The following is a 20,171-nucleotide window of genomic DNA, read 5'->3' on the forward strand; positions in this document are numbered from 1 at the left end:
TGAAGACGAGGTGGGCGGCCGCCCCCGCGCAGGGGGGCGCGCCGCGCGACGGATGTCAGGCTGCGGGAGCGGGGCTCAGAAGATTTCGAACAGGCCCGCGGCACCCATGCCGCCGCCCACGCACATGGTCACCACGCCGAACTTCGCGCCGCGGCGCTTGCCCTCGATCAGCAGGTGGCCGGCCATGCGTGCGCCCGACATGCCGTAGGGATGGCCGATGGAGATGGCGCCGCCGGACACGTTCAGGCGCTCGTTGGGGATGCCCAGCGCATCGCGGCAGTGCAGCACCTGGCTGGCGAAGGCCTCGTTCAGCTCCCACAGGCCGATGTCGCCGATGGACAGGCCGTGCTGCTTGAGCAGCTTGGGAATGGCGAACACCGGGCCGATGCCCATCTCGTCCGGATCGCAGCCGGCCACGGCCATGCCGCGGTAGGCGCCCAGCGGCTGCAGCCCGCGCCGCTCGGCTTCCTTGGCCTCCATCAGCACCATGGCGGAAGCGCCGTCGGAGAGTTGGGAAGCGTTGCCGGCGGTGATGAAGCCGCCTTCGGCCACGCGCTGGCCGTTCTTGAAGACGGGCTTGAGGCCTTGCAGGTCGGCCAGCGTGGTGCCGGGACGGTTGCCCTCATCCTTGGCCAGCGTGACCTGCTTCTCGCTGACCGCGCCGGTCGCCTTGTCGGCAACCAGCATGGTCGCCGTCATCGGGACGATCTCGGCGTCGAAACGGCCTTCCTGCTGGGCGGCGGCGGTGCGCTGCTGCGACTGCAGCGCGTACGCGTCCTGCGCCTCGCGGCTCACGCCATAGCGCTGGGCCACGATCTCGGCCGTCTCCAGCATGGTCATGTAGATCTGCGGCAGCTGCGCGACCAGTTGCGGGTCTTGGCCGCGGTACCTGTTGATCTTGTCGTTCTGCACCAGCGAGATCGATTCCAGGCCGCCGCCTACCGCCACCTGCATGCCGTCGACGATGATCTGCTTGGCGGCGGTGGCGATGGCCATCAGGCCGGAGGCGCACTGCCGGTCGATCGACATGCCCGACACGGTCACCGGCAGGCCGGCGCGCAGCAGCGCCTGGCGTGCCACGTTGCCGCCGGTCGTGCCCTGCTGCGCCGCGCAGCCCAGGATCACATCGCTGATCTCGGCCGGGTCGATGCCTGCGCGCTGCACGGCGTGCGCGATAGCGTGGGCGCCCAGTTCCTGCGCCTGGGTGTTGTTGAAGGCGCCGCGGTGGGCCTTACCGATGGGGGTCCGCGCGGTGGACACGATGACGGCTTCACGCATGAGGGTCTCCTTGCTGATAAAGGGAATGGGTCGGGGCTGCGGCGCCGCTCATGCCGCGCGCGGCATGCCGGCGTCGCCGCCGGGCGGCCGGCGGCGGCGCGGGTCCTGCACCTGGCGCGCCAGGGCAAAGGCCAGGCCCATGACGGCGATGGCGACCAGGAATACCACCGGCAAGCCGGCGTGCTGGGCCAGCAGCCCGCCAAGCACGGGGCCGAGGGCCATCATGGAATAGGTGGCGGTGTCCGACACCGCCAGCAGCATGGGCCGGTCCTTGCGGTTGCCGAACTCCAGCGCGAAATTGTCCGAGGCGAGGAAGTAGCCGCCGAAACCGGCGCCCAGGCCGCAGAAGACCAGCAGGAAGGCCCAGCGTGCGTCGCACAGCAGCAGCGCGCCGGTGGCCAGCGCCCACAGCCCGATGCTGGACAGGAACACCACGCGGAAGCCGCGGCGGTCCGCCAGCCAGCCCCACAGCAGGTTGCTGGTGGTCTGCGCCATCAGGTAGGCCAGGCTGAGGTAGCCCAGCGTGGCGCCCGACAGCGGGATGTGGTTGCCCACGTGGATGGCGTAGAAGGGCACGGCCATCATGCTGAAGGCCACCAGCGCACGCGCCAGGAAGAAGCGCACGTAGTGCGGGTCCTGCCGCAGCAGCGCTGGCAGCTCGCGCACGCGCTTGCCGAAGCCGGACGGCGCGTGCACATCGTGCAGCTCGGGCTCGCGCATGCGGGTGAGCGCCGAGATGCCCAGGCTCGTCAGGATGAAGGCGCACAGGAAGGTGGTCGCGTAGCCATTGCCCAGCAGGTTGCGTCCCACCAGCACCTCGCCGCCCAGATAGGCGACCGCGGCGGCCGTCAGCCCGCCGAGGAAGTTGCGGCGGGCGGTCAGCGCGCCGCGCCGGGTGAGCGGGATGATCTTCGAGGTCAGGTAGTTGAAGGTGACGTTCTGCACGCCGTTGAACAGGCCGAACAGCAGCAGGAACAAGGCCGCTGCAGCCAGTGCCGAAAAGCCTGACAGCAGGAAGGCAGACAGCGCCAGGCCCAGGATCTGCAGGCGCACCAGCCAGCCTACCAGGTAGATCAGCGGCATCACGCGCTGCCGGTGCTCGATCTGCGTCGCGCCCCAGATCGATGACATGGCCATGCCGGCATACTGGGCTGACAGCACGCAGCCGACCACCAGCTTGGAACCCGACAGCAGATAGACGTAGGCCGGCACGAAGGTGGGTGCCGTCACCAGGCGGAAGCCCGTCATGCCGAGCATGCCGTGGATCAGGAAGGCGCGCGCATTGCGCGGCAGGTGCTGCTGCACGAGCGCGAGGAAGCCGTGCTCGGCCTGCTCCGCATGCGTGATCGGGCTGGGGATGGCGGAGGTCATGGGAGCGGCCGCGGGCGCTGCGGCGGGAGATACAGTGCAGGAGGCCGGGTGGGCGGAGACGGCGGGGGCGCCGGCACCGAACTCCGCTGTCATGCCGCGGCCCCCATCACGCCGGGGTGCGCTGCCTGCGCCAAGGCGGCATACGCCGCCAGCGCCGGCGCCATCGGCATGGTCTCCAGCGAAAGCTGGGCCATCACGGCGCGCAGCCATTCCGGCTGTTCGCGGCAGCACACCGAGACCGGCTGCGCCATGCCCGAGTGCTGCGCGGCGAGCCTGGCGAAGTTGGCGGCATAGCGCGGCGGGCGCATCTCGGTGGCAAGATCGGCGATGGCATAGGGGTCGGGCGGACCCCGTCGCGTGGTATCGACCACCGGGATGTGCGGATTGCTCTCGACGCTCACGCCGCCGGCCAGCCCGGGGCCGTCGCGCACGATCACGCCGCGTACCTGCGCAGGGCGCGCGCCTGCCAGCATCAGTGCCACATAGCCGCCGAGCCCGCGCCCGGCAACGGTGGCGCTGCCCAGATGGGCCAGCGCGATGTCGGCGTCGGCCATCAGGTGCTCGCAGCTATAGCCGCCGCCGCGCGGCAGGTCGGAGCGGCCGTGGCCGGTGAAGTCCAGCGCGTGCACGGCGCCAGGCCAGGCAGCGTATTCCGCCGGTAGCACGGTGGGGGAGGCCTCGCCCAGCCCGTGCAGCAGCAGGAGCGCCGGGCCCGTGCCCGGCTTGAGGGTATGCAGGGCCAGCCGCAGGCGGTTGTGGCGCAGGTAGGTGGTCGTTGCGGTCGATGCGGTCGTTGCGGTCATCGCAGTGTCGAGGTCATTGGCGCAGGAAGGGCAGGATCCGTTCCGCGGTCTGCTGCGGCCGCTCGATATGGATGAAATGGCCGGTGTCCGGCATCACATGCACCTGCGCCGACGGCGGGAGGTAGGGCGCGAGGTCTTCGGCGGTGGCGTCCCAGCCCATCGGCTCCTGCTCGGTGCCGAAGATGGCGAGCATCGGCACGGGAAAGCCGGGCATGCGATCCAGCACCCAGCGCGCGCGCATCGGGCCGAAGCCCGACATGCCGATGGCGGGGTCCAGCTTCCAGCGCCAGCCGTCGGCATCCTCGCGCGCGCCCTGGGAGGCGATGTAGCACAGCCATTCGTGCGACAGGCGCGGGTTCATGCGCGCGCGGCGCTGCGCCAGTTCCTCCAGCGTGCCGGGCTTGCGCGCGCGCTCCCCGCTGGCGCGGCGCGCGTCCAGCCAGCTGGCGATGAAGTCGGCGCTCATCGTCTTGCGTTCCCGCGTGCTGCTGTCGGTCTGCGGGCGGCGGAAAGGCAGGCCGTCGATCGCGACGAAGCGGCTGAATCGGTGCGGCAGCGCCTGGATGGCGTGCACCAGCAGCGAGCCGCCCTTGCTGTGGCCGATGGCGATGCAGGGTTCGCGCGTGATGGAATCGGCCACTGCGAGCATGTCGCGCTCGTCCGCGAGCCAGCTGTACAGGTCAGCGTGCTCGGAATCGCCGTGTCCGCGGTGATCGTAGGAGACCACCCGGTAGCCGGCGTCGGCCAGCAGCGGCGCGAAGCCGTCGAAGGTGCGGGCGAAATCCAGTGCGCCGTGTACCAGCAGGATCGGCGTGGCATCCGGCGCGCCCCATTCGCATACGGCCAGGCGGATACCGCCCGCATCCACGGTGCGCGTACGGTCCGGCGCCCGCGTGCCGGGGAATGCCGGCATGCGGGGGCGCGCCGGCGGCCCGTCCGCGCTCCCCGCGCTGGGCGGGGCGCTGGTGGCTTCGGCCTTCACTGTCTCTCCTCCATTCGTCTTATCCCCTGCCGCGTACTGCACTGCAAAACGGCTGCATCGGCAGTTTAGGGAATAGGGTATGTTTTTCAGGGCATGCTAGCACATTGCGCCGCATCGTGTGGATGCCGCATCCGCACGATGTGGGGCGTGGCATGGCCGGAGCCGGTGCGGAGATGGCGCTTCGGACCATCTGGCACCACGCGGGCTATGCAGTCTGCCTCTACCCTTCATGAATTCTCATCATGGATGTGGTATTGACGGTGCCCGCGCGCGCCTTGCCTTGTATAACCCGACTTGTCCACCCGCGCAGTACCCGTTTTTCGAAAAATTGGAATCGACGCGGCGGTGCGGCCTGGCGGATAGCGAGCAGAACAAAACAGGAGACCAGCGTGGAAGACCTCGAATCCTTCCGCCAGGCCGCGCGCGCCTGGCTGGAAGCCAATTGCCCGCCGGAAATGCGGCAACCCATGCGCAACGAAGACGATGTCTGCTGGGGCGGACGTCGCTTCCGCTTCCAGTCGGAGGCCCAGCGCCAGTGGCTGGCGCGCATGGCCGACAAAGGCTGGACGGTGCCGGAGTGGCCGCGCGAGTACGGCGGCGGCGGCCTGTCGCGCGAGCAGGCGAAGGTGCTGCGCCAGGAAATGCAGGCGCTGGGCTGCCGCGTGCCGCTGCAGAGCTTCGGCATCTCCATGCTCGGGCCCGCGCTGCTGAAGTACGGGACCGAGGCGCAGAAGCGCGAGCACCTGCCGAAGATCGCGCGCGGCGAGATCCGCTGGTGCCAGGGCTATTCCGAGCCCAACGCCGGTTCCGACCTGGCGTCCCTGCAGACGCGTGCCGAGGAACGCGACGATCATTTCGTCGTCAATGGCCAGAAGATCTGGACCTCCTACGCCGACCGCGCAGACTGGATCTTCTGCCTGGTGCGCACGGACTTCTCCGCGCAGAAGCACACCGGCATCAGCTTCCTCTTGTTCGACATGGAGACGCCGGGCGTGTCGACCCGGCCGATCGTACTGATCTCCGGCAAGTCGCCGTTCTGCGAAACCTTCTTCGACGACGTCAAGGTGCCGCGCGCCAACTTGCTCGGTGAGCCGAATGGCGGCTGGGAGATCGCCAAGTACCTGCTCACGCACGAGCGCGAGATGATCAGTGCCATCGGCGGGCGCGGTGCGCGCAAGCCACTGGGCAAGCTGGCGGCGGAGACGATTGGTGTGGATGCGCGCGGCGCGCTTGACGCGCCTGCGCTGCGCGCGCAGGTCGCGGCCTTCGAGATCGATGAGGCGGCCTTTGCCTGCGCCGGCGAGCGCACGCTGGACCTCGCGCGCCAGGGCGATGGCATCGCGGCCTTCTCGTCGGTGCTGAAGTACTACGGGGCGGAGCTGAACAAGCGCCGCCATGAACTGCTGATGTCGATCGGTGGCAGCGATGCGCTCGAATGGGAGAGCGAGCGCAGCCAGGAAGGCGCGGCCGCGCGCACGTGGCTGCGCAGCAAGGCCAATTCCATCGAGGGTGGCACCAGCGAGGTCCAGCTCAACATTGTCGCCAAGCGCCTGCTCGGCCTGCCGGGCGCCTGATCGCCCCAACTTCCCGCATCGGAACGCATATGGCAATCGTATTGAACGATACGCAGGAAATGCTGCGCGACAGCGTGCTCGCCTTCCTGCGCGAAAGCGCACCTATCTCCACGCTGCGCAAGCTCCGCGACGAGCGTGACGCCACCGGCTTCTCGCGCGAGCTCTGGGCCGAATTCGCCGGACTCGGCTTCGCTGGCGTGATGATCCCCGAGCAGTACGGCGGCAGCGGCCTCGGCGCTGTCGAGGCCGGCGTCATCATGGAGGCGATCGGCCGCACGCTGGCGCCGACTCCCTTCTTTTCGACGGCGCTCGTGGGCGCGGCGCTGCTGGCGCGCCTCGGCAGCCCGGCGCAGAAAACGCATTACCTGCCGGCCATCGCCGCCGGCCGCCACCTGACCGCGCTCGCGCTCGACGAGCATGGCACGCACCGGCCCGAGCGGCAGACGCTGCGGGCGGCCGCCGGCGAAGGTGGCTACGTGCTCGACGGCAATAAGGTCTTTGTCGTCGACGGCCATGTCGCCGACACGCTGATCGTAGTGGCGCGCACGAGCGGTGCGGACGACGACGCGCAAGGCGTCACCCTGTTCCTCGTGCCGCGCAATACCGCGGGCGTGCAGGTGGAGCGCACCGTGATGGCAGACGCCACCAATGCCGCGCGCATCCGCTTCACGCAGGTGCGCGTGCCGCAGGACGCCGTGCTCGGTGCGGTGGGTGGCGGCGCCGCGCCGCTGGGCGAGGTGCTCGATATCGCGCGCGCGGCGCTGGCCTCCGAACTGCTCGGGGTGGGCGACGAAGCCTTCACTCGCACGCTGCAATACCTGAAGGAGCGCAAGCAGTTCGGGCGGCTGATCGGCGAGTTCCAGTCCCTGCAGCACCGCGCGGCGCATCTGTTCACCGAGCTGGAGATCACGCGCGCACTGGTGCTGCGCACCCAGCAGCGGCTGGCCGAGGATGCGCAGTTGCCGCAGGCGCTGGTGTCGGCCGCCAAGGCGCGCGCCGGCACGACGGCGACGCTGGCGGTGCAGGAGGGCGTGCAGATGCACGGCGGCATCGGCATGACCGACGAGTTCGAGGTCGGTTTCTACATGAAGCGCGCCCGCACGCTGCAGGTGCTGCTGGGCGACGCCAGCTACCACACCGACCGCTGGGCCGCCTTGCGCGGCTACTGAGCGCGTTGCACGGCCGGGCCGCGAGCCCGAACGTGCCTGGAGGGTGCCTGGAGCGTGCAAGACGCCGCCATGCCGGTAGCCGGCATGGCGGCCGTTCGCGCTGCCGCGCGCCGCGGCGCCTTGCTTAGGTAAACCACTAGAGCATTCGCGCGGCGATGCGGTTGTCTTGAATTAGAGGTATTGGTATGCTGGCCTCGCTGACTTTTGCGAGGCACGCTACGGCGCCTTTCCATCGGCGCGTGCCACCTGAATGCAATCTGTTGTGCCAGACATCTGCGAGATTTCTAGTTTCTTCAGCAGGTTTGGCTGAGCGATCAAGCACGGAACAGGGAGGCGGCATGGTAAGGACGACATCGGTAATCGTGTTTCCGGTATCGAGCAGCCAGGGGCGCACGGCAGCAGCCGCGCCGCGGGCGGCCTGAACCCGCCATGGGGGCCTACGCACTGCGCCGCCTGCTGGCGCTGATTCCCACGCTGCTGTTCGCCAGCGTGATCGTCTTCACCATTGTCCGCATGGTGCCGGGCGACGTGGTGGACCTGATGCTCAGCCAGAATGACATCAGCGCCGACAGCAAGAGCCGCGAGGACCTGGTCCGCGCGCTGGGCCTGGACCAGCCGATGTGGCGCCAGTATCTGCACTGGATCGGCAACATCGTGCTGCACGGCGACCTGGGTAACTCGCTGTGGCAGGGCGATTCGGTCATGCACATGGTGCTGGCGCGGATCCCCGCCACGTTTTCGCTGGGCGTCATCGCGCTGTTCGTCGCGCTGTCCGTGGCCTTGCCCGTCGGTGTGCTCTCCGCCATCCGGCAGGACACCGCGGCCGACTACCTGGCGCGTTCCTTCTCGCTGCTGATGCTGGCGGTACCCAGTTTCTGGATGGGCACCATGGTGATTGTCTTTCCCTCGGTGTGGTGGGGCTGGGCGCCCGAGGTGCGCTACGTGCCGTTCCTGGAAGACCCGGTGCAACACCTGCTGAACATGCTGGTGCCGGCCATCATCCTGGGCATGGCGCTCTCGGCCATCACCATGCGCATGACGCGCACCATGATGCTGGAGGTGCTGCGCCAGGACTACATCCGCACAGCCTGGGCCAAGGGTCTCGATGAACGGCTGGTGATCCTGCGCCACGCCCTGCGCAATGCGCTGATCCCGGTGGTGACGCTGATCGGCCTGCAGGCGCCGCTGCTGATCGGCGGCGCGGTGGTGATCGAGCAGATCTTCGCGCTGCCCGGCATGGGCCTGCTGCTTCTGGAGGCCGTCAACCAGCGCGACTACCCGGTGATCACGGGCGTCTTCCTGGTGGTCGGCGCAGCCGTGATGCTCATCAACCTGCTCGTGGACCTGAGCTACGGGCTGTTCGATCCGAAAGTGAGGCACCGCTGATGGACCGTCCCGCCACCGATGCACAGGTTCTTGCCGCCCCGCGGCGCCTGCCAGGCGCTGCCGCCCTGGGCTGGATCACCGCCGCGCTGAAGCTGACGCGCAGGCTCTTCCGCGAGAAGCCGCTGGGCGCGGCCGGCGCCGTGATCTGCGCGATCTTCCTGTTCTGCGGCGTCTTCGCCGACTGGCTAGCGCCTTATGGCGTCAACCAGATCAATATGATGCTGCGGCTGCAGCCACCATCGTGGGCACATCCCTTCGGCACCGACAACCTCGGCCGCGACATGCTCTCGCGCTGCCTATTCGGCGCGCAGCTATCCGTGGTGATCGGGTTGTCCGCGGCGACGCTCGCCACGCTGATATCGGTGCTGCTGGGCATCCTGAGCGGCTACCTGGGCGGCAAGTTCGACTTGGTGGTGCAGCGCATGGTCGACGCCTGGATGAGTTTTCCGGACTTGGTGATCCTCATCGTGGTGGTATCGGTGCTGGGGCCCGGAAGCTGGCAGATCATCCTGACCATGGGCCTGTTGCTGGGCATCGGCGGCTCGCGCATCATCCGCAGCGCGGTGGTCTCCGTGCGCGAGAACATGTACGTGCACGCGGCGCAGTCGATGGGGGCATCCACCAGCCGCATTCTGTGGCGCCACGTGCTGCCCAACGTGTTGCCGCCGGTCATCGTGCTGTTCACTACACGGGTCGGCACGGCCATCCTGGCCGAGTCCGGATTGTCCTTCCTCGGCCTGGGCGTGCCGCCGCCGGCGCCCACCTGGGGCGGCATGCTGTCGGGCAACGGCCGCACCTTCATGTTCCAGGGGCCCTGGCTCGCGCTTGCGCCCGGGGTCTGCCTGACCGTCGTCGTCTATGCCATCAATGTCTATGGCGACGCGTTGCGTGACTTGATCGATCCGCGCATGCGCGGATCGCGGTAGGCGGCGGCCGGCGCGCCGGCCGCCAGACGACCGTGGGGCGCGACGGAGCGCCGGCCACGGGCCTCAAGCGGAAGAGCGATACGACAACGACGGAGGGACGCGGCTTGAACAGGATCACATCATCGATGCTGGCGGGCATGGCGCTGGCACTCGCGGCCGGTACGGCCTGCGCGCAGGCCGAGGCGCCGAAGTACGGCGGCAGTGTGGAAGTGGGGTCGATGTACCCGACGATCTCCGCGCTGTCCTGGGACCTGGCCGACTGGAACTGGAAGCAGAACTACGACACCGGCCAGGTCTACGAGCAGCTCTTCACCGCGGACCTGTCCAAGGCGAAGCGCAACGGCGGCAAGTACTCCTTCGTCCCGGACGCCTGGCTGCCGGAGGACGCAATCCGCGGCGAGCTGGCCGAGAGCTGGAAGTGGCTCGACCCGCTGACCATGGAAATCAAGCTCCGCAAGGGCGTGAAATTCCCGGCCAAGCCAGGTGTCATGCCCGAGCGCGAACTGGTGGCAGAGGACGTGGTCTTCAGCTACGACCGGCTGAATGCCAGCGCCAAGCGCATTCCCACCTACTTTGACCACCTGGCCAAAGTCGAAGCCGTGGACAAGTACACGGTGGTGTTCCGCTTCAAGGAGTTCAATGCGGAGTGGGACTATCGCTTCGGCTGGGGCTACTACTCCGGCGTCATGCCCAAGGAGGTGGCGGCGGCCGGCGCGGGCAACTGGAAGAACATCAACGGCAGTGGCCCGTTCACGCTGAGCAACTTCGTGCAGGGCACCGCCGGCACCTATACGAAGAACACCCTGTACTGGGGCAGCGAGCGCATCGGGGGCAAGGACTACAAGCTGCCCTTCGTCGACAAGCTGGTGGTCCGCACCGTCAAGGACGAGGCCACGCGCAACACCATGTTGCGCACCGGCAAGCTCGACATCGCGGAGAACGTGAGCTGGACGGCGGCGGAGGAACTGAAGAAGAGCGCGCCGGCGCTGAAGTGGTCGCGCTGGCTGTCGACCAACGGCCAGTACCTGGCGATGAGAGTCGACACCAAGCCGTTCAACGACGTGCGCGTGCGCCGCGCACTCAACATGGCGGTCAACAAGCAGGAGATCGTCAAGCAGTTCTATGGCGGCAACGCCGAGCTGTTTGCCTACCCGCAGCATCCGGACTACGTCGGCTATTTCGAGCCGCTGAGCGCAATGCCCGAGTCGGTCAAGGAGCTGTTCACGTACAACCCGGACAAGGCGCGCAAGCTGCTGGCCGAGGCGGGCTATCCCAAGGGCTTCTCCTTCAAGGTGCAAGTGTGCGCCTGCGACCCCAGCCAGATGGAGCTGCTGCCGCTGATCGGGGCCTACCTGGAGCAGGTGGGCGTGCACATCGAGATCCAGCCGATGGAGTACGCGGCCTTCTTGTCGGCGATGACCACGCGCACCAATGCGCCGGGCTACCTGATGAGCAATGGCCATACCAACCCGACCACCACCATCCGCAAGAGTTTCGTGGTCGGCCAGGTATGGAACGCGTCGCAATGGGGCAACCCCAAGTTCGAGCAACGCGTCAATGATGCCTTCCGGCTGCGCGACGTGGGCCGGCGCCAGGAGGCGATGCGCGCGCTGACGCGCGAGGTGCTGGCCGATGCACCCTATATCTGGCTGCCGACGCCCTACCAGTACACCGCCTGGTGGCCATGGGTGAAGAACTACGAGGGCGAGCTGCGCGCGGGGGCGGTGCGACCAGGGCCGATCTACGCACGGCTGTGGGTCGATCAGGACATGAAGAAGAAGATGGGATTCTGATCCCTTGGCGCACGGCAAGGCGGGCGGCTGCTGCCGCCTGCCTTCCACTGGCCTTCCATTGGCAATAGGAGATCCGCATGGCGCGGCCTATCCTGCAGGTGAACAAGCTGACCACGCGCTTTCGCACCGACCGGGGCGTGGTCACCGCCGTGGACGAGGTGTCGTTCGATGTGGCGCCCGGCGAAACGCTGGCCATCGTCGGCGAATCGGGCTCGGGCAAGAGCGTGACCGCGCTGTCCATCCTCGGGCTGATTCCCGCCCCGGCCGGGCGTATCGAGTCGGGCGAGATCCTGTTCGACGGGCAGGACCTGCTCAAGCTGAAGCCGGCGCAGATGCGCGCTATCCGCGGCAACCGCATCGCCATGATCTTCCAGGAGCCGATGTCCTCGCTGAACCCGGCGTTGACCGTGGGCCGGCAGATCGCCGAGCCGGTCAACCTGCACCAGGGCATGCCGTGGAAGGAGGCGCTCGGCATCGCCGGCGAGCTGCTGGGCAAGGTGCAGATCCCGGAACCGGTGAGTCGGCTCGGCGCCTATCCGCACCAGTTCTCCGGCGGCATGCGCCAGCGCGCGATGATCGCCATGGCGCTGGCGTGCAAGCCGCAACTGATCATTGCCGACGAGCCCACCACGGCCTTGGATGTCACTGTGCAGGCGCAGATCCTGGACCTGCTCAAGTCGCTGGCCGAGACCTCCAACACCGCGCTGATCCTGATCACGCACGACCTGGGCGTGGTGGCACGCTATGCCGACCGGGTCGGCGTGATGTATGGCGGGCGCATGGTGGAGATGGCCAGCGCGCAAGCGCTCTACGGGCGGCCTGCCCACCCCTATACGCGCGGCCTGATGGCCTCGGTGCCGCGCATTGACGGCGATACGCGCCAGCCGCTGGTGCCGATCGACGGCCAGCCACCGGACCTGACCGCACTGCCGCGCGGCTGCGCCTTCCAGCCGCGCTGCAAGGAAGCGATGGCGGACTGCGGCATGGCACGGCCGGCGCTGCGCGCCATCGGTGATCAACACTACAAGGCATGCCTGCGCGATGAACCACGCTGATCATTCCTCCCTGTTGCGCCGGGACGGCGCACCGGGTGCGCTTGCCGCATCCGATGCATCCGCTGTGTCAGCCGCACCTGGCGACGAGATCCTGCGCGTCGAGAACCTCAAGGTGCATTTTCCGGTCACGCGGGGCGTGCTGGTCAAGCGGCAGGTCGGCTCTGTCAAGGCGGTCGATGGCGTTTCCTTCTCGCTGCGCCGCGGGGAAACGCTCGGCCTGGTCGGCGAGAGCGGTTGTGGCAAGTCCACCACCGGCCTGGCCATCATCAAGATGCTGGCGGCAACGGAAGGGCGCATCGTCTACGACGGCACCGATTTCGCCGCCTTCAGCAAGGCCGATGAGCGGCGCTTCCGGCGCAGCGTGCAGATGGTCTACCAGGACCCCTTCGGTTCGCTGAATCCGCGCATGAAAGTCAGCGACATCGTCGGCGAGCCGCTGGAGGTGCATGGCCTGGCCAAGGACCGGGCGGCCTACCGCGCGCGCGTGGCTGAGCTGCTCGAGATGGTGGGCTTGCTGCCTTACATGGCGGACCGCTATCCGCACGAGTTCTCCGGCGGCCAGCGCCAGCGCATCGGCATCGCTCGCGCGCTGGCCGCAGGGCCCCGCTTGATCGTCTGCGATGAGCCGGTGTCGGCGCTGGATGTATCGATCCAGGCCCAGGTGGTCAATATTTTCATGGAGCTGCAGCGCCGCCTCGGTCTCACCTACGTCTTCATCGCGCATGACCTGGCGGTGGTGCGCCACATCAGCGACCGCATCGCCGTGATGTACCTGGGCCGCATCGTGGAGATCGCCAGCCGCGACGAACTCTACGACAATCCGCAGCACCCGTACACGCGCGCGCTGCTGTCCGCGGTGCCGGTGGCCAGCGTGGAAGCGGAGCGCATGCGCTCGCGCATCGTGCTCAAGGGCGAGGTGCCGAGTCCGCTCAATCCGCCATCGGGCTGCCGTTTCCATCCGCGCTGCCCGCTCGCGATGGAGCGCTGCCGCACGGAGGATCCCGCGCTGGTGGCGCGGGGCGGCGGGCGCATGGTCGCCTGCCATCTGCACGAGACTTCGCCTGCGGCATGAGGGGGGCGGGCGCAGGCGGTGCCCCGGGGTTTCCCGGGATGGCGGGATGCGGCGCCCGGCCCCGATCATGGCGGTAGTCCATGCAGGCCGGAACCGGGAGAGGAGACGACATGCAACGCCTGACAGTCGATGCCGCAGGCATCCGCACCAGCCTGATCGCAGCCGGCAGCGGCCGCGCGACCATTCTCGTCCATGGGACCAGTTCCAGCGCCGAGACCAACTGGGCGGCTTTGCTGCCTCGCCTTGCCGAGCGCCGGCGTTGCCTGGCGCCCGACCTGGCGGGCTCGGGCGAGACCTGCGACGACGGCGGCGAGCTGACCCTGGACAAGCTCGTCGCGCAGGTCGAGGCGGTGGCGGCCCTGGCCGAGGGAGGGCCGGTCGACCTGATCGGCTATTCGCTTGGCGCCGTCGTGGCCGCCGCCGCAGCAGCCGCCATGCCCGCGAAGGTGCGCCGACTGGTGCTGCTCGGCGCCTGGGCCCAGACCGATGCGCGCATGCGCGTGCAGTTCGACCTGTGGCAGGCGCTGGCCCGGCAGGACCGCAGGCAGCTGGCTCGCTTCGTCTTGCTCAATGGCGCCTCGGAGCGCTTTCTGTCGGTCTGCGACGCGGTCACCATCGACACCATCCTCGACCGCTTCACCACCGGCCTCGCGCCCGGCAGCGATCGCCAGGCCGCGCTCGATGCCACCGTAGACATCCACGCGCAGCTGCCGGCGATTCGGGCCGAGACCCTGGTCATCGGCCTGGCGCATGACAGCATGGTGCCGCCGCGGCACGGCCGCGCAGTGGCTGGCGCCATCGCTGGCGCACGCTACGAGGAGATCGAAAGCGGGCACCTCGTGATGCTCGAGCAGCCCTGGCGCCTGCTGAGAATGATCGAACGACATCTCGACTGAATCGTGCAACGGGGATAGAGTGCCTTGACCAGGGGTACAGCATTCCACGATCTTCCACGTCCGCCCGCATTGGGCCGCAGGAGGCAAGCATGGTTGAGACAGAGGCCGCCGGCCAGTCCGGGCAGGCGGCGCCCGAGCATTTCGATGTCCTCATCGTCGGCGCCGGCATTTCCGGCGTCGCTGCCGCCTATCACCTCCGCACGCAGTGCCCGGAGCAGCGCTTCGTCATGCTGGAAGCTCAGGAAAGCTTTGGCGGGACCTGGCTGACCCACCGCTATCCGGGCATCCGCTCGGACAGCGACCTCTACACCTTCGGCTACCGTTTCAAGCCCTGGACCGGCACGCCGATCGCCACGGCGGCGGAGATCCGCGGCTATATGGGCGAAGTCATCGAGGAGAATGGCCTCGCCCCGCATATCCGCTATCGCCATGTAATCCGGTCGGCCTCGTGGTGCAGCCAGGCCAATCTGTGGACCATCGAGGTGGTGCGTTCGGACACGGGCGCCACGGTGCGCTTCACCACGGGCTTTCTCTGGATGTGCCAGGGCTACTACCGGCACGCCGAGGGCTACACGCCGGACTGGCCTGGCATGGCCGCGTTCCAGGGGGCGATCGTGCACCCGCAGAACTGGCCGGAAGACCTGGACTACGCGGGCAAGCGCGTGGTGGTGATTGGCTCAGGCGCGACCGCAGCCACGCTGGTACCGGCCATCGCCGGAACGTGCGGGCACGTGACCATGCTGCAGCGCTCGCCGACGTATTTCATCACCGGGCGCAACGCGAACGCGCTGGCCGACGAACTGCGCCAGCTCCAGATCGACGAAAGCTGGATCCACGAAATCGTGCGCCGCAAGATCCTGCATGACCAGCAGGTGTTCGCGCAGCGTTCGCACACCGAGCCCGAGACCGTGAAGCAGGAGTTGCTGGCAGGCGTGCGCGCCTACCTGGGCCCGGACTTCGACGTCGATACCCATTTCACGCCGCGCTACCGTCCCTGGCGGCAGCGCATTGCCTTCATCCCGGACGGCGACCTGTTCCGCAGCGTGCAGGAAGGCAAGGCGTCGGTCGTCACGGACGAGATCGAGCGTTTCGTCGAAACGGGCATTCAGCTCAAGTCGGGCAAGACGCTGGAGGCCGACATCGTCGTCACGGCGACGGGCTTCAACCTCAATGTGCTGGGCGACATCGACTTCGCCATCGACGGCAAGCCGCTCGATTTCTCCGACACCGTGACCTACCGCGGCATGCTGTTTACCGGCGTGCCCAATATGGCCTGGGTGTTCGGCTACTTCCGCGCCAGCTGGACCTTGCGTGCCGACCTGGTCGGCGATTTCGTCTGCCGGCTGCTGCGGCACATGAAGGCGATCGGCGCGCGCCGCATGACGCCCGCGCTGCGAGCTGAGGACGCGGACATGCCGCTGCTGCCCTGGGTGGACCCGGAGAACTTCAATCCGGGCTACCTGATGCGCGGCATGCACCTGCTGCCCAGGCGCGGCGCCAAGCGGGAATGGCAGCACACGCAGGACTACTGGAGCGAGAAGGACGAGTTTGCGGCCATCGACCTGGACGATCCGGCATTCGTCTATGACGCGCGCGAGTGACTCGACTACGCACGACTCGCACCACTAAGCACGACCACGCGCGCCCATGTCAGCGGCGCGCGAACAGGCCCAGGAAAAGCGGACGGATGAACAGGTCGGCCGCATTTTCGGCCGAGGCGTCCTCGGCCCAGCGCCGCAGCTCCACTGCCGCGTTGATCATGCCATTGACCTGCAGCGCGGCGATGGACTGATCCAGCGGCCGGATCGAACCGTCCTGCATGCCCTGCACCAGGAAGCGGGTGAAGCGTGCCGACAGCTTTGCCATGGTCCGCATCTTGGACAGCCGCATGTCCTCCGGCAGCGCGCCGTAGATGGTCAGGCGCAGCAGCGGTCCCTGGCTCGAGAACTGATAGTTCACCAGCGCGCGCGAGACCGCACACAGCTTGTCCCAGCCATTGCCCGGCCCCGCTTCCACCAGAGACTGCGTGTTGCGGATCACGGTGAACATGCGCTCGAAGCAGGCGGAGATCAGGTCGTCCTTGTTCTCGTTGTGGTGGTAGAAGGCGCCCTTGGTCAGGTTCAGCCGCGCCGAGATACGGTCGGCCGAGGCACCGCGGTAGCCTTGCTCGTTCAGTAGTTCGGTGGCGGCGCGCAGGAAGGCCGCCTGCGTGTTCTCCGGCATCTCGATGGCCGGCAGCGCGAGCGTGCCCTGGGCGTGCCAGTGGGAAGCCGGCGAGGCGATGCCATTGAGCAGCAGGTCGATCACGGTGTCGGCGACCTTCGGGTAGTCCTCCGGCTCATAGCGTTCCACCCAGACGGCCGCGCCGCTGGTCAGTGACAGCAGCAGGTGGGTGGCGGCGCTGAGGGCGCTGCGTTGCTCCTGGCTGTGTGGTGCGGCCTCGCTGTCGCGCAGCAGCCGGCGGATGCCCCGGAACATGTCCGTGTAGGCATCGAAGGCAATGGCCGCGTGGCTGTCGGGCAGCGCGCGGATCTCGCGGAAGCTCATCATTTCCGGGCGCTCGCCGGTGGCGGTCCGGGCCAGCCGCTGGAAGAAGCGGGTGACGAAGGCGCGCACCCGCTCGGCGGGCGTGGCCTCGTGCGCGGCCGCGCCGGCGATCTCCACCATCTCGCCGATTGCGCGCAGCAGGCAGGCCACCACCAGGTCTTCCTTCTTCCGGTAGTAGTAGGTGATGCTGTTGGTGCTGAGCTCGACTTCCCGGGCGACATCGGACAGCGTGGCGCCACGCACGCCCTTGCGGTTGAACAGGCGGGCGGCGGCGGCGAGTACGGCTTCCTGCTTCTCGACATAACGGCGCGTCGGTCGGGCTTCCGTCTGGTCCTTGAGCATGCGATGGGCGCGTTGATGGGGTTGCGGTGCGCCGGATTATAGCCGGGGCATGTGCGCGCCTTGCGACGGGCCGTGAGGTTCGCCAATGGCCGGGGCCAATTTCGCATCGGCCTCGCTCCCTTCCACTTCCGCTGCGGCTTGCCGGGCGCAATCCTTCACTTGGCTTGGCTAGAATACCAGCGGCGTCGCGCGGCCATGGCAGCGCGGCGCCAGGTCCAACCCATTTCCGATCGCTCACAGGAATTCCATGAAAGCCCTTCTTCCCGCGCTGACCTTCGCTTTGCTCGGTCTGTCGTCCTTCGCCGCCCATGCCGATGGCGAGTGCGACAAGTACCGGACCAGCTATGACAAGACCTACTGTTTCGCCAAGCTGTTCGTAGAGTCTGACAAGGAACTGAACGCGGTCTACGGCGAGCTGCGCGGCGTCGTCAAGGAGGGCGCGAAGCAGAAGCTGAAGGAGGTGCAGCTGGAGTGGATCAAGTACCGCGATGCATCCTGCGAGGGGGGCGGGGCCATCGATGTGGACTGCAACTACCGGGTCAACCGGGCACGCACCGAGTATCTGCGCGACCGCCTTCGCGAGTGCAAGGCAGGCACCTGCCGGGATGACATGATCGCGAAGAAGGCGTGGAACTGACGCGCCGCCGCGCCTCCTTGCTCGCCACGCGTGGCCTGGCGCTGGCGCTGTGCCTGCCGTGGTTCGCGCTGGCACATGACGGAGCGGGGCCGGCGGCGCCCGCGCCGCGGTCGCTGCGCATCGTAGTCGATCCCGGCCACGATCCGGGGCCAGGCGGCGCCCTCGGCGTGCGCGGGATCTACGAGGTCCACTACAACGACGTGCTCGCCGGCAAAGTCTGCGCGGCGCTGGCGGCGGCCGGATTCCGCCCCGTGCTGACCCGCACAGCCGGGCAGGCGATGAGCCTCGACGACAGGGCGCAGCTTGCCAATGCGCAAGGCGCAGACCTGTTCCTGTCGATCCATCACGATTCCGCACAACCCCGCTACCTGGAAAAGGCCAAGTCGGGCACGCTGGATGCCTACCGGACGACGAAGCCGATCGCCGGCTATTCCCTGTTCGTTTCCATGCGCAACCCCCGCTTCGCGCAGAGCTATGCCTTCGCAGAGGAACTCGGTGAAGCCATGCGCAAGCTGGGCCGGGCGCCGGCGCTGCACCACGCGGAGCCGATCGCGGGCGAGAACCGGGAGCTGCTGGATCCTCGGCTGGGCATCTACCGCTTCGACGACCTCGTCGTCCTGCGCAAGACGGAAATGCCTGCGGTGCTGCTGGAGGTGGGGGTGATCGTCGACCCGGAAGACGAGGCCTATGTCAGCGACGAGGCGAACCAGCAGCGCATTGTCGAGGCCATCGTGTCGGCGGTCCGCCGCTATGCCGAAGGCCGCGATGCTGGCGGCACGGCGATGCCACCCGCCGGCCGGCCATGATGCGCCTCCCCTGATCCGTGACGGCGCTGCCGGCACCACCATCATTCACGCCTGCGGGGGGACGATGCACCGCGGATTTCGTCACGACAGGCAATCGTGCGCGGCGTGCGGCGGGGCGCGCTCGCGCCGGCCGCCTTCACACCAGGCGCCGGATCATCCGGCGCCGCCACGACAGGCGGTAGTACGCAGCCTGCAGCGCCAACATCGCGGCGAACGCGAGCGCGTACGACCACCAGATCCCGGGCATGCCGATGCGCGCGTTCAGCCACCAGGCGGCGGGAAGCTCGATGCAGAGAATGGCGAACATGCCCGCCGCGGTCGGGGCGAGCACGGTGCCGCTCGCGCGCATCGCGCCGACCAGGACATTGACCGAGCCCAACAAGACGACACTCCACGCCACCGTGCGCAGCAGTTGCAGCGCAAGCGCGGCGACCGCGTCGTCGGTCAGGAAGAGGCCGATGATCGATGGCGCCAGGCCGTACACGGCGGCGACCAGGCTGCCGGTGAGCGCGAGGTTCAGCCACAGCCCGGTGCGCACGATGCCGACGAGCCGCTCCGCACGGCCTGCGCCGATGGCGTGCGCCGCGAGGATGGTGGTGCTGATGCCGAGCGACATGGCCGGCAGCTGCATCCAGCTCATCGCCTGGTTGACGGCGCCGTAGGCCGCGGTTGCGCCGGCGCCGTGGCGGTTGACCAGACCCAGCAACGCGAACTCAGCGCAGGCCATCGTCATCATCTGCAAGGACGATGGGATGCCGATGCGCAGGATCTTGCGCGCGATGGCGGGGTCCGGGCGCAGGTGGCGCAGCCAGTCCGCATCCGGGGCTAGCGGATGCCCGCCGCGGCGCCAGCGCACCGCCAGCCAAGTGGTGGCGAGCGTGAAGGCGATCAGCGTCGAGACCGCCGCGCTTGCCACGCCCAGTCGGGGCAGGCCGCCCCAGCCGCGAATGAAGGCCGGCGTGCAGGCGAGGGCGAGCGCTGTGGCCAGCGCGAGTGCCCAGAGTGGGGTCACCGCGTCGCCGACGCCGCGGCTCAGCGAGGTCGCCAGCCACAGCAGGAAGAAGATGGGCATGCCCATCAGCATCAGCCGCGCGTAGCGCGTTGCCTCGTCCAGGATGGGCCCCGGCGTGCCGAGCGCGCGCATCAGCAGTCCCGCATAGGTGCCGCCTGCTATGCCGATGGCGAGGGCGGTGCACAGCGTCAGTGCCAGCGCGGTGCCGGCGATGGCTCGCACCTGCGTGCGGTCGCCGGCACCCCAGGCCTGGCCGGCCAGCACGGTGGCGCCGCTGCTCAGCCCGACTATGACGGCAAGCAGCAGGAAGAAGACCGGGAAGAATGCCGACGCGGCCGCGAGCGCCTCTATGCCGAGCAACTGGCCGAGGTAGATGCTGTCCACGGTTCCGGCGGCCGACTGCAGGACGTTGGTCAGCATCATTGGGACGAGCATGGTCAGATAGTGCCGCCACATGGGGCGGGGGCTGGGGGGCCCAAGGCTGAATGGGGGTTGCATGATGTTTTCGGGCAATAGGAGGCC

17 protein-coding genes are annotated in these 20,171 nt (G+C 68.2%); 11 read left to right on the plus strand and 6 right to left on the minus strand.

Annotated features, from left to right (window positions below; translation table 11 throughout):
* Positions 1 to 75: 75 nt before the first annotated feature.
* From AC1Z3O_RS23590 to AC1Z3O_RS23605, 4 genes are all read right to left on the minus strand, one after another.
* Entirely contained in the window at positions 76 to 1,278 is a 1,203-nt protein-coding gene (locus tag AC1Z3O_RS23590) for an acetyl-CoA C-acyltransferase (RefSeq protein WP_483518290.1), read from the minus strand.
* Between the two features lie 48 nt (positions 1,279 to 1,326).
* On the minus strand, positions 1,327 to 2,649 hold the full coding sequence (locus tag AC1Z3O_RS23595; protein ID WP_483518291.1) for an MFS transporter: 1,323 nt from the start codon (positions 2,647 to 2,649) through the stop codon (positions 1,327 to 1,329).
* Between the two features lie 89 nt (positions 2,650 to 2,738).
* Entirely contained in the window at positions 2,739 to 3,452 is a 714-nt protein-coding gene (locus AC1Z3O_RS23600) for an alpha/beta hydrolase (protein ID WP_483518292.1), read from the minus strand.
* Between the two features lie 13 nt (positions 3,453 to 3,465).
* Positions 3,466 to 4,434 carry an alpha/beta fold hydrolase gene (locus AC1Z3O_RS23605; protein WP_483518293.1) on the minus strand — a complete coding sequence of 323 codons (969 nt, stop codon included), beginning with the start codon at positions 4,432 to 4,434 and terminating at the stop codon, positions 3,466 to 3,468.
* A gap of 389 nt (positions 4,435 to 4,823) precedes the next feature.
* On the opposite strand from AC1Z3O_RS23605, the gene AC1Z3O_RS23610 reads away from it, so the two are divergent.
* The 9 genes from AC1Z3O_RS23610 to AC1Z3O_RS23650 all read left to right on the plus strand — a co-directional run bounded on the left by AC1Z3O_RS23610 (position 4,824) and on the right by AC1Z3O_RS23650 (position 15,906).
* A complete protein-coding gene (locus AC1Z3O_RS23610) occupies positions 4,824 to 6,008 on the plus strand; it encodes an acyl-CoA dehydrogenase family protein (protein WP_483518294.1) in 1,185 nt (394 codons plus the stop codon).
* Between the two features lie 29 nt (positions 6,009 to 6,037).
* A complete protein-coding gene (locus AC1Z3O_RS23615) occupies positions 6,038 to 7,177 on the plus strand; it encodes an acyl-CoA dehydrogenase family protein (RefSeq protein ID WP_483518295.1) in 1,140 nt (379 codons plus the stop codon).
* Positions 7,178 to 7,606: 429 nt separating this feature from the next.
* The gene (locus tag AC1Z3O_RS23620; RefSeq protein ID WP_483518296.1) at positions 7,607 to 8,563 is read left to right on the plus strand and encodes an ABC transporter permease; all 957 of its coding nucleotides are present in this window, start codon (positions 7,607 to 7,609) and stop codon (positions 8,561 to 8,563) included.
* Entirely contained in the window at positions 8,563 to 9,489 is a 927-nt protein-coding gene (locus tag AC1Z3O_RS23625; RefSeq protein WP_483518297.1) for an ABC transporter permease, read from the plus strand. The genes AC1Z3O_RS23620 and AC1Z3O_RS23625 overlap by 1 nt, the downstream gene beginning before the upstream one ends.
* A 137-nt stretch (positions 9,490 to 9,626) precedes the next feature.
* On the plus strand, positions 9,627 to 11,282 hold the full coding sequence (locus tag AC1Z3O_RS23630; protein WP_483521942.1) for an ABC transporter substrate-binding protein: 1,656 nt from the start codon (positions 9,627 to 9,629) through the stop codon (positions 11,280 to 11,282).
* A gap of 77 nt (positions 11,283 to 11,359) precedes the next feature.
* Positions 11,360 to 12,337 carry an ABC transporter ATP-binding protein gene (locus AC1Z3O_RS23635; protein ID WP_483518298.1) on the plus strand — a complete coding sequence of 326 codons (978 nt, stop codon included), beginning with the start codon at positions 11,360 to 11,362 and terminating at the stop codon, positions 12,335 to 12,337.
* A 64-nt stretch (positions 12,338 to 12,401) separates the two neighbouring features.
* A complete protein-coding gene (locus tag AC1Z3O_RS23640; RefSeq protein ID WP_483518299.1) occupies positions 12,402 to 13,409 on the plus strand; it encodes an ABC transporter ATP-binding protein in 1,008 nt (335 codons plus the stop codon).
* Between the two features lie 110 nt (positions 13,410 to 13,519).
* Positions 13,520 to 14,305, plus strand: a complete 786-nt coding sequence (locus AC1Z3O_RS23645) for an alpha/beta fold hydrolase (protein ID WP_483518300.1) — start codon at positions 13,520 to 13,522, stop codon at positions 14,303 to 14,305.
* Between the two features lie 89 nt (positions 14,306 to 14,394).
* Positions 14,395 to 15,906 (plus strand): flavin-containing monooxygenase, encoded by a 1,512-nt coding sequence (locus AC1Z3O_RS23650; protein WP_483518301.1) that lies wholly within the window; start codon positions 14,395 to 14,397, stop codon positions 15,904 to 15,906.
* Between the two features lie 49 nt (positions 15,907 to 15,955).
* Here the strand turns inward: AC1Z3O_RS23650 and AC1Z3O_RS23655 are convergent, their stop codons facing one another.
* Entirely contained in the window at positions 15,956 to 17,194 is a 1,239-nt protein-coding gene (locus AC1Z3O_RS23655; RefSeq protein ID WP_483518302.1) for a TetR/AcrR family transcriptional regulator, read from the minus strand.
* A 247-nt stretch (positions 17,195 to 17,441) separates the two neighbouring features.
* Between AC1Z3O_RS23655 and AC1Z3O_RS23660 the strand changes: the two genes are divergently transcribed.
* Both AC1Z3O_RS23660 and AC1Z3O_RS23665 read left to right on the plus strand, forming a co-directional pair.
* On the plus strand, positions 17,442 to 17,831 hold the full coding sequence (locus AC1Z3O_RS23660) for a lysozyme inhibitor LprI family protein (protein ID WP_483518303.1): 390 nt from the start codon (positions 17,442 to 17,444) through the stop codon (positions 17,829 to 17,831).
* On the plus strand, positions 17,822 to 18,637 hold the full coding sequence (locus AC1Z3O_RS23665; RefSeq protein ID WP_483518304.1) for an N-acetylmuramoyl-L-alanine amidase family protein: 816 nt from the start codon (positions 17,822 to 17,824) through the stop codon (positions 18,635 to 18,637). Before AC1Z3O_RS23660 ends, AC1Z3O_RS23665 begins: the two co-directional genes overlap by 10 nt.
* Positions 18,638 to 18,773: 136 nt before the next feature.
* Here AC1Z3O_RS23665 and AC1Z3O_RS23670 read toward each other — a convergent pair whose 3' ends face one another.
* Positions 18,774 to 20,147 carry an MATE family efflux transporter gene (locus AC1Z3O_RS23670; protein WP_483518305.1) on the minus strand — a complete coding sequence of 458 codons (1,374 nt, stop codon included), beginning with the start codon at positions 20,145 to 20,147 and terminating at the stop codon, positions 18,774 to 18,776.
* Between the last annotated feature and the right edge of the window lie 24 nt (positions 20,148 to 20,171).

This window comes from Cupriavidus sp. 09_S30, from assembly GCF_056930435.1.